At 40.3% G+C, this 12,810-nt stretch carries 11 protein-coding genes and 3 tRNA genes; 8 read left to right on the plus strand and 6 right to left on the minus strand.

Going from position 1 to position 12,810, the window contains the following annotated elements:
• The first annotated feature begins 81 nt into the window (after positions 1–81).
• Both ppnN and xni read left to right on the plus strand, forming a co-directional pair.
• Entirely contained in the window at positions 82–1,449 is a 1,368-nt protein-coding gene (ppnN, locus tag M998_RS06260; protein ID WP_068441221.1) for a nucleotide 5'-monophosphate nucleosidase PpnN, read from the plus strand.
• A gap of 62 nt (positions 1,450–1,511) precedes the next feature.
• The gene (gene xni / locus M998_RS06265) at positions 1,512–2,267 is read left to right on the plus strand and encodes a flap endonuclease Xni (RefSeq protein WP_068908085.1); all 756 of its coding nucleotides are present in this window, start codon (positions 1,512–1,514) and stop codon (positions 2,265–2,267) included.
• Between the two features lie 52 nt (positions 2,268–2,319).
• Here xni and rlmM read toward each other — a convergent pair whose 3' ends face one another.
• Genes rlmM through M998_RS06280 form a run of 3 tightly spaced genes read right to left on the minus strand, consistent with a single transcriptional unit; the run spans position 2,320 to position 4,780 of the window.
• Entirely contained in the window at positions 2,320–3,423 is a 1,104-nt protein-coding gene (gene rlmM / locus M998_RS06270) for a 23S rRNA (cytidine(2498)-2'-O)-methyltransferase RlmM (RefSeq protein ID WP_068441213.1), read from the minus strand.
• Complete coding sequence (locus M998_RS06275; protein WP_068441209.1) at positions 3,416–3,811, minus strand: DUF423 domain-containing protein; 396 nt, start codon at positions 3,809–3,811, stop codon at positions 3,416–3,418. Before M998_RS06275 ends, rlmM begins: the two co-directional genes overlap by 8 nt.
• A 27-nt stretch (positions 3,812–3,838) precedes the next feature.
• On the minus strand, positions 3,839–4,780 hold the full coding sequence (locus M998_RS06280; protein WP_068441206.1) for a transcriptional regulator GcvA: 942 nt from the start codon (positions 4,778–4,780) through the stop codon (positions 3,839–3,841).
• 602 nt (positions 4,781–5,382) lie between these two features.
• Here M998_RS06280 and csdA point away from each other — a divergent pair.
• Both csdA and csdE read left to right on the plus strand, forming a co-directional pair.
• Positions 5,383–6,588, plus strand: coding sequence for a cysteine desulfurase CsdA (gene csdA, locus M998_RS06285; protein WP_068441202.1), 1,206 nt, complete (start codon positions 5,383–5,385; stop codon positions 6,586–6,588).
• 20 nt (positions 6,589–6,608) lie between these two features.
• Complete coding sequence (gene csdE, locus M998_RS06290; RefSeq protein ID WP_068441199.1) at positions 6,609–7,067, plus strand: cysteine desulfurase sulfur acceptor subunit CsdE; 459 nt, start codon at positions 6,609–6,611, stop codon at positions 7,065–7,067.
• A gap of 61 nt (positions 7,068–7,128) precedes the next feature.
• Here csdE and tcdA read toward each other — a convergent pair whose 3' ends face one another.
• Positions 7,129–7,941 (minus strand): tRNA cyclic N6-threonylcarbamoyladenosine(37) synthase TcdA, encoded by an 813-nt coding sequence (gene tcdA / locus M998_RS06295; RefSeq protein ID WP_068908086.1) that lies wholly within the window; start codon positions 7,939–7,941, stop codon positions 7,129–7,131.
• A gap of 27 nt (positions 7,942–7,968) precedes the next feature.
• Positions 7,969–9,063: a murein transglycosylase A gene (gene mltA / locus M998_RS06300; RefSeq protein WP_068908088.1), complete on the minus strand. Its 1,095-nt coding sequence runs from the start codon at positions 9,061–9,063 to the stop codon at positions 7,969–7,971.
• Positions 9,064–9,288: 225 nt separating this feature from the next.
• On the opposite strand from mltA, the gene M998_RS06305 reads away from it, so the two are divergent.
• The 3 genes from M998_RS06305 (at position 9,289) to M998_RS06315 (ending at position 9,617) form a co-directional block, all read left to right on the plus strand.
• Positions 9,289–9,365: transfer RNA gene (locus M998_RS06305), tRNA-Met, on the plus strand.
• 66 nt (positions 9,366–9,431) lie between these two features.
• A tRNA-Met gene (locus M998_RS06310) sits at positions 9,432–9,508 on the plus strand.
• Between the two features lie 32 nt (positions 9,509–9,540).
• Positions 9,541–9,617 (plus strand) — tRNA-Met (locus M998_RS06315).
• A gap of 161 nt (positions 9,618–9,778) precedes the next feature.
• Here M998_RS06315 and amiC read toward each other — a convergent pair.
• Positions 9,779–11,029: an N-acetylmuramoyl-L-alanine amidase AmiC gene (amiC, locus tag M998_RS06320; protein WP_068441189.1), complete on the minus strand. Its 1,251-nt coding sequence runs from the start codon at positions 11,027–11,029 to the stop codon at positions 9,779–9,781.
• A 367-nt stretch (positions 11,030–11,396) separates the two neighbouring features.
• Between amiC and argA the strand changes: the two genes are divergently transcribed.
• On the plus strand, positions 11,397–12,740 hold the full coding sequence (gene argA / locus M998_RS06325; RefSeq protein ID WP_068441186.1) for an amino-acid N-acetyltransferase: 1,344 nt from the start codon (positions 11,397–11,399) through the stop codon (positions 12,738–12,740).
• Positions 12,741–12,810 lie beyond the last annotated feature (70 nt).

A 12,810-nucleotide genomic window follows, 5' to 3' on the forward strand; every position in this document is an offset into this window, starting at 1 on the left:
AAAAATACAGTTGAAATGATTGTGACTGAAGTTTTTAGCACAATCCTTCGTCAAGAGCCCTACGGGGTAAAGGAGTGTTACTTGATTACTCATGTCAGTCCATTAGGATCTATGGATCTACTATCTCAGCTTGAAGTTGATATGTTGAAACGTACTGCGAGCAGCCATTTATATCGGTTATTTAGAAATTGTTCATTAGCCGTATTGCATTCAGGTAGCTTAACAGATAGTAGTAAAGAGTTACTGGAAAAAAGTATCGACTTTGATATCAATGTATTGCGTCGTGAACGTGGTGTGAAGCTTGAGCTTATCAACCCGCCTGAAGAAGCCTTTGTTGATGGTAAGATTATCCGTACTTTGCAAGCAAACTTATTTGCTGTTCTCCGCGATATTCTTTTCGTTCATGCGCAAATCAACACCGCAAAAGAGCAATTACATTTAGATCTCGAAAATGGTGCTCATCTCACAAATATGATTTTCTCTATTCTACGTAATGCACGCGCTTTACATATTGATGAAGAACCAAACATGATTGTATGTTGGGGTGGGCACTCAATTAATGAAACTGAATATCTATACGGCCGGAAAGTCGGTAATGAGCTCGGATTAAGAGAGCTTAATATTTGCACTGGCTGTGGCCCAGGAGCGATGGAAGCGCCGATGAAAGGTGCTGCGGTTGGTCATGCTCAACAACAATATAAAAATAGCCGTTTTATTGGCCTGACAGAGCCCTCCATCATTGCCGCTGAACCACCTAACCCATTGGTTAATGAGCTGCTTATTATGCCTGACATCGAAAAACGCTTAGAGGCTTTTGTTCGATTAGCCCATGGCATCATTATTTTTCCTGGTGGTGTGGGCACGGCAGAAGAACTGCTGTATCTATTGGGAATATTGATGGACCCTGAAAATAGTGAGCAAGTACTTCCTTTGGTTCTAACAGGTCCTAAAGAAAGCGCAGAATATTTCTCAGTACTTGATGATTTTATTCGCCACACATTAGGTGATGATGCAAGTAAACACTACCAAATCATCATTGATGATCCACAAGAAGTCGCGCGAGTCATGAAGAGAAACATGCCATTGGTGAAAGATAATCGCCGCAGTACCGGTGATGCTTATAGCTTTAACTGGTCAATTAAAATTGCCCATGAACTACAACATCCTTTTGAACCAACACATGAAAACATGGCTTCATTGAACTTGTATCCAGGCCAATCACCCGAAAAATTAGCGTCAGATCTTCGTCGCGCTTTCTCCGGTATCGTCGCGGGTAATGTGAAAGAGTCAGGTATGAAAGCCATTGAGAAACAGGGCCCATTCAAAATTCATGGTGATACTGACATCATGAGGCGTATGGATATTTTACTGCAAGGATTTGTCAGCCAGCACCGCATGAAGCTACCCGGTGGTACCGCTTATGAACCTTGTTATGAAATAGTGAAATAAATTAAGTAGGCCAAGGATGGCCTATAATAACAATACCCCCCACATTGATATATACGGTATTTATGATCCATTTATTAATTATTGATGCGCTAAACCTAATACGGCGGATCCACGCCGTACAAGGAAGTCCATGTGGAGATACCTGCTTATCTGCTATTTCCCAACTAATCAATCATACGGATGCAACGCATGTTGTCGCTGTATTTGATGAGGAAGGGCGACATCAGAGTTGGCGACATAACCTATTGCCCGACTATAAAGCTGGCCGGCAACCCATGCCTGAGGACTTACAAACAGATCTTCCGGCATTAATAGCCCAATTTGAAACTAAAGGTCTTCATTGCTGGCAATCCCAAGGTGATGAAGCTGATGATTTAGCCGCTACTTTAGCTGTCCGCATCGCTGAATCTGGGCATACTGTGACCATCGTATCGACAGATAAAGGCTACTGCCAATTATTATCCCCACACATTCGAATTCGTGATTATTTCCAAAAACGCTGGTTGGATGTCCCCTTTATTGAAAAAGAGTTTGGTGTAAAACCAGAGCAATTACCCGATTATTGGGGCTTAGCTGGCATTAGCAGCAGTAAAGTGCCTGGAGTTGCAGGTATTGGGCAGAAAAGTGCGACAATGCTGTTACAGCAATACCAAACCATTGAACATTTATTCGCTAACCTCAATAATCTCGAAGATAAATGGCAGAAGAAATTAGTCAATAATCAGGAAATCGCACTTATTTGCCGCGATATTGCGACATTAAAGACAGATATTGCCCTGCAAGGAAATTTAAACCAATTACGTTATCAGCCCAAATAGCAGGAACAAAAAAGGTCACATTCGAAGTGACCTTTTTTTTATCTTAATCGTTCTAATAGAACTCACGAGCCATTGGATTTGCGGACCAAACACGCTGAACGTGCACTGTCACTTCTTCTCGGTCATGATAAAGCTGTTTAGCTTGAATTAGGACATTTATACCGTGCTCTTTTAACTGAGTCTGCATCTTACTTAAAATATGAGACACTTCTTCATAGCGTTTTTTCATTGGCAGTTTTAAGTTAAAAATCGCTTCACGACAACGCCCTTCCTGCAACCATTCGGTCATCAGCGCAGCAACTTTAGCTGGTTTTTCAACCATATCGCAAACTAACCAAGTAATATTTTGCGATGGTGGCAGAAATTTAAAACCATCAACTCGGTGATGCTTAACTTGTCCTGTATCCATCAAGCTTTCAGCCATAGGGCCGTTATCGACAGCGTGAACCATCATACTGCGTTTTACTAGTTGATACGTCCAACCACCTGGACATGCACCCAAATCGACGGCATTCATACCACTTGCTAGACGCTCCTCCCATTCCCCATAAGGAATAAAAACGTGAAATGCTTCTTCTAGTTTTAACGTTGAGCGGCTTGGCGCATCTGAAGGAAGCTTCAGTCGAGGGATCCCCATATAGAAATTAGAACTATTATTGGTATACGAGTAACCTGTATAGCAGCAACCCGGCGCAATAAAAAAGACATGAATAACAGGTCGTTTAAAATTTTCTGTTGCGAGAAGTATTTTTTCTTTACGTAAAGCATTACGTAGAGGAACCGTAAATTTACGGCAAAACTTCATTAGCTCTTTACATTCATTAGTATCAGCAACTTCGACACGAAGATCGCCTGCTCGGGCAACTTGTTGGCTGAGTACATTAACAATAGGTGTAATTCTGTCTTCTGGTGGTAAATCTTTGAGTAGATCCCCAACCACTATCATTTGGCGAGCAAAAATTAGCTCACGAAAAGGTAGAGTACGAACGAGTTTATCTGCATCTTCTTCTTGATAACATTCGAAAATAACATAACCACTATTTTCTTTTACTCGAGCAAAACCAAAGATTTCTTTCTGCCCAGCTTTATCTGTAATCTCTGCTGCGCACTCTTTTTCAAAGCCTGGGCGGCAATATAATGCAATTTTATTACTCATTGCGTGACGCCGATTTCCTTAGACGCATAGCGCCAATAACAACTAACAGCCAGCCAATAAGGAAACATACTCCCCCTATTGGCGTAAAATAAGAAAAGTATTTTACCTGCAATAGGGCCATACAATAAAGACTACCGCTAAAAAGAAGTATACCAACCGAGAAAAAAACACCTGACCAGTAAAACCACAGTACAACTTTACGTAATAGAATAGCACCTAAGACCATCAAAGCCACAGTATGTAACATTTGATAGCGAATACCTATCTCAATCCACTCCATTTGATGGACACTCATGATTGAAGATAGAGCGTGAGAACCAATAGCGCCAAAAGCGACAGTAAAAAAGCCACTAATTCCCGCGAAAATTAACATCAAACGACTATTCACAGTAACACCTTTTTATTGAATATTTGATTACTGAATAGGCGCCACATCTTGGTCACCCGTAATAAAACCTAATTTTTCTTGTTCGCTGGCAGCCTGAGCTAAGATCCATTGGCGAAATGCCGCTATTTTTCCTAAATCAGCCTGACTCTCTTGGCAAACAAGATAAAATGCATTTTTACTCACTAATACCTCGCTAAAGGGACAAACTAAACGCCCTGCATCGATTTCATTTCTTGCCATTACATTATTTGTTAAAGCGACGCCTTGTCCATGTACAGCCGCTTGAATAACCATTGAGCTATGACTAAAAATGGGGCCTTGCTGTACATTAACCACATTCTGTAATTCTAATTGCTTAACATACGCTTGCCAATCTCGACGAGATGAATCATGCAACAACGTGTGCTTAGCTAAATCTTCAGGATGCTTCAACTGAAGGCCTCCTGTTAATAATGAAGGTGAACAAACTGGCATTAAATACTCTGCATAAAGCCTATCTGTCCTTAATCCTGACCAATTCCCTCTGCCGTAGAAAATAGCGACATCTACGTCATCTGCCAATTTATCTTCTTCTCTGTCCACTGCTTGGATTCGGACATCAATTCCAGGAAAAGCTTGATTAAAACCAGAAAGGCGCGGTACTAACCATTGAATCGCAAAACTTGGTGATAAACTTACCGTTAATGCCCCTTTCGCACTACGTGCCTGAAGCTTTCTTGTTGCTTCATTCAGCGAAGAAAAAATTTCTTTAATATCAAGATAGTAACTTTGTCCCTCTTCCGTTAGCAGTAAGGAACGATTGCGTCTACGAAATAGCTTTAACCCAAGAAAATCCTCCAAGGATTTCATTTGGTGGCTAACAGCAGCTTGTGTTACAAATAACTCTTCTGCCGCTTTAGTAAAACTTAAATGACGGGCAGCGGCATCGAAGACTCTCAGTGCATTAAGTGGCGGTAATCTTTTAGACATATTCACTTCTATTTGGCATATTAATATGCATTAGTTTTTCTCATCCGAAGCATTATAAATTGTCCCTTGAGGATACGCCAGTAAATACCTATAGTATGCACACTTCCTAAGCCGGAACGAAAAGTTTCAGAGTTTGGTTACTTTGGAACTTTTGGCTTTGTGGTTGTGATGTTGTGTTTGCAAGTTGTCTGGGTATGCCAGACTTTGTAGCTATTGCTACTGTTTATTTTCACTTCCTGTACATTTACCCTGTCTGTCCATAGTGATTTTATAGTGCACCGCCTAAGCGCGGTGCTTTTTTTTGTGTTATTTACTTTAATAAATACAACAAACTATGGATATGCACTAGTTTACCGAAAAAACATTCAGTTAGATATTTAAGATAATTCTTGAAATTAATTGATTAATAAAGACAAAAGCAATGCATTCTTCATAAAAAAACAGATTGTGATGTAAAAAGCATCATCAATTTAGCGAATAATTTATTTTTCTGAAACAATTAATACCAAACGTAACAAAATATTTCAATGGGTATATTGAAAAATGACAGGTTATACTTAGCGAAAATAACTTCCCAAAATAGATATATAAGCCTATACACTATGATAGATTTCAACGCGACGCAATTTCGTCAAACCTTTCCAGCGATAGATTCAACAACCGTTTTCCTTGATAGCGCAGCAACCGCGTTAAAACCAATGCCGATGATTGATGCATCTAATCGATATTATCAACTATCGGGAAGCTCTGTTTATCGCGGACAATCTGTTGAATCGTCAAAAACAACCCATGACTATGAACAGGGTAGAATTCGTGTAGCTAAATTCATTAATGCACAGAGTGAGAAAAATATTATCTGGACTCGAGGAACCACTGAGTCCATCAATTTTATTACGCAAAGTTTTTTTCGGAACCAACTACAACCTGATGATGAAATTATTATTAGCGAGATAGAACATCACTCTAATTTATTACCTTGGCTTATGCTTGCAAAGCAAACTGGCGCTAAAATTGTTAAATGGCCAATCAGTGATAATTTCACATTAAGCATAAATACACTTAAATCCCTAATTAATGTCAAAAGCAAAGTCGTTGCCATCACACAGATGTCGAATGTGACTGGCTATCAACCTGATTTAGCTAAAATAACTAAACTAGCACATGCAAATGGCGCATATGTCGTTGTTGATGGCGCTCAGGGCGTTGTTCACCATCCTCTTGACGTATCAACAAGCAATGTAGATTTCTATGCTTTTTCAGCACATAAACTTTATGGCCCAACAGGTCTCGGTGTTTGCTATGGTAAATCCGATTTACTCACTCAAATGACCCCTTGGCATGGTGGTGGGAAAATGCTTACTGAAGTGAATTTTGAAGAATTTACGCCTGCTGCAATTCCACAATGCTTTGAAGCTGGAACTCCCAATATCGCAGGCGTAATCGCATTTTCGGCTGTGTTAGAGTGGTTAGATGAGATAAACTTAACGCAAGCAGAAAAGCATAGCTGCTCACTTATTCAATATGCCCATGACCAGCTATCGCAATTAGATGGTTTTATTTGTTATAGTTCCCCAAATTCACCAATGTTGTCCTTTAATTTTAAAGGTATTCATCATAGCGATCTCGGACTACTCTTGACCGAGCAAAATATTGCATTACGCTATGGGCAACATTGTACTCAACCCTTAATGAGTGCTTTGAATATTAGTGGTTGCCTACGGATATCAACAATGCCCTATAATGATAGGCATGATATTGATAAATTTATTAATGCAATAAATTTTGCGCTTACAATACTTAATGATTAAACGATGAAAAAGGAAGCCTAATGACTTCGACTAAACATGAACTTGCTCCGCACCCTTTTGGTACAGAGATAAACATTCAAGGAATAGTTGAACAATTCTCAACGCATAAAGCATGGGAAGATAAATATCGCTTGCTGGTTCAATTAGCTAAACAGCTGCCTGCACTAACCGATGAAGAGAAACAACAAACTCAAGAGGTTAAAGGCTGTGAAAACCGAGTGTGGATTGGAGCACTGCTAAATGATAATGAAACTTTCCATTTTTATGGGGATAGTGAAGGCCGTGTCGTTAAAGGCTTATTTGCCATTTTATTAGCAGCGATTGAACTGAAAACAGCTCAGGAAATCCTCAACATCGACTTCAATGAGATCTTAACCCAAACCGGTTTATCTGGTCAATTAAGTGAGTCTCGCCAAACTGGTCTTCAATCACTCATTACTGCAATTCAAAACATTGCAAATGAAATGACGCCAGCCTAAAGAGAATAAACAGGCTATTATAGTTCCATCAATATAATGGCCTGATACTTCTATTCTGCTTTTATTTCTCGTCTTCTCGTCGTGCTTTCGCGACCATTTTTTTCAAAGCGTGTGACACCGCAATAAAACCAAAAGTTGCAGTCACCATAGTCACCGCACCAAAACCTGAAGCGCAGTCCATTCTTTTTGAACCTTCCGCAGTACTTTTTGCAGCGCAAACAGTCCCATCACTTTGAGGGTAGACCAGCTGTTCTGTTGAAAATACGCAATCAATCCCTAACTTCCCTTTACTGTTTTTCACGACATTAAAGTCAGATTTAAGACGCTCTCGTAATTTTGCTGCAAGAGGATCTTGAATTGTCTTGGCTAAATCAGCAACTTGTATTTGGGTCGGATCAATTTGCCCGCCAGCGCCACCTGTCGTTATCACTGGAACTTTAAAACGTCGACAGTAAGCCAGCAGAGCGGCCTTAGCCCTAACACTATCAATTGCATCAATAACGTAATCAAACCCTGTACTGAGGTATTCAGATACATTATCAGCAGTAATGAAATCATCGATGACATTCACCACGCATTCAGGATTGATCGCTAAGATCCTCTCCTTCATTACGTCTACTTTGGGTAACCCAACCGTAGATTTCAATGCATGTAGCTGACGATTTGTATTCGTTACACAAATATCATCCATATCAATCAATGTAATTGAACCAATACCTGAGCGAGCTAATGCTTCCGCCGCCCAAACACCTACGCCACCAATCCCGATAACACAAACATGGGAACGCGCGAAAAGATGAAGGGCTTGTTGCCCATATAAGCGCCCAATTCCAGCAAAACGCTGCATCCAAGCATCAGAAAGCTTAGTTTGCATAATAACAAGTGACCTTAATTAAAGCGGCTACAAGCTAGTACCTAAAAGTTGTTGGTTCTTTTTGAGTACCCAAACACGCCCATAATGGTTATAAAAACCTGCCATTTTACCTGCTTCATGGCCTGTTCCGTGGTAGATATCAAAATGATGGCCTTTAATTGCACCACCGACATCTAGAGCAACCATCATACGCATTTCATACTGCCCCGTAAATTTACCATTATTATCAAGTACCGGAATTTCTGCCAATAATGCAGTTCCTGGTGGGATCAGGGTTTTATCTGAGGCAACGGACGCTTTTGCAATTAAAGGAACAGCACTAGCGCCTCGCACTGGTACAAAAGATTGCGGTTTAAAAAAGACAAACGACGTATTTTCTTCTAATAGCTGGCGAACTTCATCCTCACTATGACTATTTGTCCAATCATGAATTGCCTGTAATGACATTTTTTCCAGTGGAACTTCACCACGGTCGACTAAAACCTTACCGATGCTTTTATAAGCATGGCCATTTTTCCCTGCGTAGCCAAAGAAATTCAGTGGACTACCATCACCAAAGTTAACATAGCCACTCCCTTGAACTTCCATCATAAAGTTATCAACCGCAGAGTCACTGTAGGCCAAAATTAAGTTATTACTTAGCGCGCCACTATAAATAGCGGCTCGGCTTGGCAAACGTTTTTTCCCTTTCGATGGCATAGCATATAAAGGATGGCGGAATTCCCCTTGCGGTGTGCGTCTTGCATTTATAACAGGCGTGTAATACCCGGTAAATTGCACGTTACCATAATTATCTTTCCCTTCCATTTGGAAAGCCGCTAAGTTGTAATTTGCTAACTGTGCAGGATCACCACCCGCCATTAACCAGTTTTCAATTGCATGGTAAGTATCATTGTTGCTTTTAAAAAGACGCGGAGATGCATTTTTTATTTCTGTCACTTGTTGATTAAAATCAGACGGATTAATTGGGCGGCCTTGAACATTTACTTGGTTAACTTTCTGTAATTCACTTTCCAAGCGACCATCTTTATATTGTTGGCCTTTATCCGTAGGATGAGACTGACACCCCACTAAAAAAGAAAAAAATATCCCTGTTACTAGCCACTTTTGCCACAATTTCATGATTTCATACCTGCACAAGTCCAATATGAAACGCACAATAGCAAACCCAAATTAATAATGAAACGGCTAAACATATTTAGTCCCTCTATTTATGGCCCCCCTATACGATAAGGTTAAAAAAACATCGCTACGAGCATATTTTGCTCGACCGAGTGTAATAAATGAAAAAAAAACACGAAAAAACTTGCATCAGATCTCATCCCGAGTATAGTGCCCGCTATCGGACGCGGGGTGGAGCAGTCTGGTAGCTCGTCGGGCTCATAACCCGAAGGTCGTCGGTTCAAATCCGGCCCCCGCAACCAGCTTCTGTTTATGACAAACAGAATAGGTAAAAGTTTTAAGTTTCAAAGTAGTAAAAATATTTCAGGCGCGGGATGGAGCAGTCTGGTAGCTCGTCGGGCTCATAACCCGAAGGTCGTCGGTTCAAATCCGGCTCCCGCAACCAACTTATTTCCTGAAATATTTTACCTCTTCAGTCGCGGGGTGGAGCAGTCTGGTAGCTCGTCGGGCTCATAACCCGAAGGTCGTCGGTTCAAATCCGGCCCCCGCAACCAATTTCCTTTCATTTTTCTCTCTTTAGTTATCCTATTTCATCTTTGAAAGTATTTCTCATCTATCTAATCTAATCTAATCTAATCAATTTTAAACCAAAAATTAAAAAGGCGACTCACTTTTCAGCTTGTCACCTCTTTGTTTTATAAGAATTGTGGCTAAATTAGTTTCTAACCGCCAACTCTCCGCCATTTTTAAAGTAGGCTTTAATACCTTGAAAAATTGATTCAGCCATTTGTTGCTGAAATTTGGCCGTTTTTAATTTACGTTCTTCTTCTAAGTTACTGATAAATGCAGTTTCAACCAATATTGATGGGATTTCAGGCGCTTTCAGTACAGCAAAACCTGCTTGGTCGACTCTATTCTTATGTAATTTATTAACTTTACCCATTAATTTAAGAACTTCATCACCAAATTTCAAACTGTCATTGATTGTCGCTGTCTGCACCAAATCAAGCATAGTATGATCGAGGTAAACATCTCCACTTTTACTCACGCCACCAATTAAGTCAGCTTCGTTCTGAGTTTGAGCAAGAAAACGGGCAGCGCTACTGGTTGCACCTTTTGTTGATAAAGCAAATACCGACGAACCACGCGCAGAGCGATTTGTAAAAGCATCCGCGTGGATTGATACGAACAAATCTGCCTGCATTTTTCTTGCCTTAGCCACCCTGACTTTTAACGGAATAAATACGTCCTCATTACGTGTCATATAAGCACGCATTTTAGGGTCTTTATCTATCAGGGCTTTAAGGCGTCGAGCGATTTGCAGCACGACATCTTTTTCGCGTGTTTTATACTTACCAATCGCACCAGGATCTTCACCGCCATGACCAGGGTCTATCATAATAATGATTGGCCTATCTTTACCCGCCTTTCCTGGTTTCTTCGCCTGAGCCGGCATATTTTCTTCTAGGTCGCCTTTATTATAGTCTTCCAGAAGGGCTAATAACGGGTCATCACTGGTATCTACCCCTTTTCCAGGATAGAGATCCATCACTAAGCGATGCTTAAACTCTGCAACAGGCTTCATCGCAAAAATTTGAGGGCTAATTTTACTTTTCACTTCAAAAACAAGACGAACTGTTTTTGGATCAAATTGCCCTGCCCTAACCAATTTAAGGTAAGGATCACGAGACTGAACTTGATTACCCATTTGTTTCAGAACGTTATTTAACTGAACCCCTTCAAGATCGATAACAATACGCTCGGGGTTGCTCAACACGAACTGACGATATTTTAGCGGCACGCTAGATTCAAGTGTCACTCGCGTATAGCTTGATGCTGGCCATATACGCACCGCGACAATACTGCTACTCGCAGCAAAACCGAATGGGCTGACACTTAGCAGCATTACCGCTGCAGCTCCTTGAATGAAGCGACGTTTTGATGGACTGTGATCTTGATGACTCATCAATAATTCCGAACCTAGGACTGAAAAATAAGACGATTTTAGGAAAATAGCCAATATATTGACCAGAACTAAGCACTCTAACTAATCATTTGCGCTCTGTCATTAATAATATGCTAGTCAAGCTTCAAATTACCTGAATATAAAATTCACAGGATCATCAAAACGAATACTTTGAAGAGCTCATAAATAACGGCTCTCTGATGCATGTAACTTGAATTATTTTGAGTATACACACTTGAATTTAGAGATATGTAAACCTTAAAAATAAAATTGTTACTATCTTTGTCCTATCTTTTACTTGATATTTCCCTCCAAAAAGAATAAAAATACAGTAATTACGAATAAAAATTCACTCAAGAGGGTAATTATGAAAGAGCGCAGCACCGAATTGGTTGATGAGTTTCGCCATTCGGTTCCTTATATAAACGCCCACCGCGGCAAAACTTTTATTATTATGCTTGGTGGTGAAGCGATTGCGCATGAAAATTTTCCAAGTATTGTCAACGATATAGGGTTGTTGCATAGCCTTGGAATCCGGATTGTCGTTGTTTATGGCGCTCGTCCTCAAATTGAGGATATTTTATCTGAACATAACTATGAAGCGATTTATCATAAACATACTCGAGTCACAGATGCGAATACTCTTGAATATGTTAAACAAGCATCGGGAGCATTGCAGTTAGATATCACGGCTCGTTTATCGATGAGTCTCAGCAATACCCCTTTACAAGGGGCGCATATTAATGTGGTCAGTGGTAACTTTGTTATTGCTCAACCTCTTGGCATTGATGATGGCGTTGATTATTGCCACAGTGGAAGAATTCGTCGCATAGATGAAGATGCTATTAATAATCAATTAAATCATGGTTCAATCGTTCTAATAGGCCCTGTTGCAGTATCCGTTACGGGGGAAAGTTTTAATTTAACTTCAGAAGAAATTGCAACTCAACTCGCCGTTAAAATCAAAGCTGAAAAATTAATCGGCTTTTGTTCTTCCCAAGGTGTTGCTGGCAAAGATGGTAATATATTATCTGAGCTATTTCCGAATGAAGCAGAAAGCCTCATTCAGGAACTTGAATCTGAAGGCGATTACTACTCTGGCACCGTTAGATTCTTACGTGGAGCAGCGAAAGCCTGCCGCCGTGGTATACGCCGAAGCCACCTACTCAGCTATCAGGAGAATGGCTCGCTAATTCAAGAATTATTCTCTCGTGACGGTATTGGTACTCAAATTGTCATGGAGAGCTCAGAACAAATACGCAGAGCTAATATTAATGACATTGGGGGCATTTTAGAGTTAATCCGCCCACTTGAGCAACAAGGCATATTAGTGAGGCGTTCCCGTGAGCAACTTGAAATGGAAATTGATAAATTTACCATTATTGAGCGTGATAATTTAGTGATTGCATGCGCAGCTCTGTACCCATACCCCGAAGAAAAACTGGGCGAAATGGCCTGTGTTGCAGTACACCCTGACTATCGTAGCTCTGCACGAGGTGAAGAATTACTACATCGTGTTGCAGTACAAGCTAAGCAATTCGGGCTTGAAAGACTATTTGTTCTCACAACTCGCAGTATTCATTGGTTTCAAGAAAGAGGCTTTGTACCGGCGGAAATTGAAATGCTGCCATTGAAAAAACAAGCTTTATATAACTATCAACGGCGTTCTAGAATTTTGATGTTAGATTTGAAGAATCAAGCAGATAAATAAATACAGTGTCTTTATTGCTCACCTGTTACTTTTGATAGCAGGTGAGCAAATGCAAATAGTTTTGCAAAAA

It is taken from the genome of Providencia heimbachae ATCC 35613, from assembly GCF_001655055.1.
GTDB lineage: Bacteria > Pseudomonadota > Gammaproteobacteria > Enterobacterales > Enterobacteriaceae > Providencia > Providencia heimbachae.

Excerpts from the sequence above, each read along its gene's own strand:
- rlmM (WP_068441213.1), bottom strand. The coding sequence starts at position 3,423 with ATGAGTAATAAAATTGCATTATATTGCCGCCCAGGCTTTGAAAAAGAG.
- argA (WP_068441186.1), top strand. The coding sequence starts at position 11,397 with ATGAAAGAGCGCAGCACCGAATTGGTTGATGAGTTTCGCCATTCGGTT.
- M998_RS06280 (WP_068441206.1), bottom strand. The coding sequence starts at position 4,780 with ATGTCTAAAAGATTACCGCCACTTAATGCACTGAGAGTCTTCGATGCC.
- csdA (WP_068441202.1), top strand. The coding sequence starts at position 5,383 with ATGATAGATTTCAACGCGACGCAATTTCGTCAAACCTTTCCAGCGATA.
- csdE (WP_068441199.1), top strand. The coding sequence starts at position 6,609 with ATGACTTCGACTAAACATGAACTTGCTCCGCACCCTTTTGGTACAGAG.
- amiC (WP_068441189.1), bottom strand. The coding sequence starts at position 11,029 with ATGAGTCATCAAGATCACAGTCCATCAAAACGTCGCTTCATTCAAGGA.
- xni (WP_068908085.1), top strand. The coding sequence starts at position 1,512 with ATGATCCATTTATTAATTATTGATGCGCTAAACCTAATACGGCGGATC.
- tcdA (WP_068908086.1), bottom strand. The coding sequence starts at position 7,941 with ATGCAAACTAAGCTTTCTGATGCTTGGATGCAGCGTTTTGCTGGAATT.
- mltA (WP_068908088.1), bottom strand. The coding sequence starts at position 9,063 with ATGAAATTGTGGCAAAAGTGGCTAGTAACAGGGATATTTTTTTCTTTT.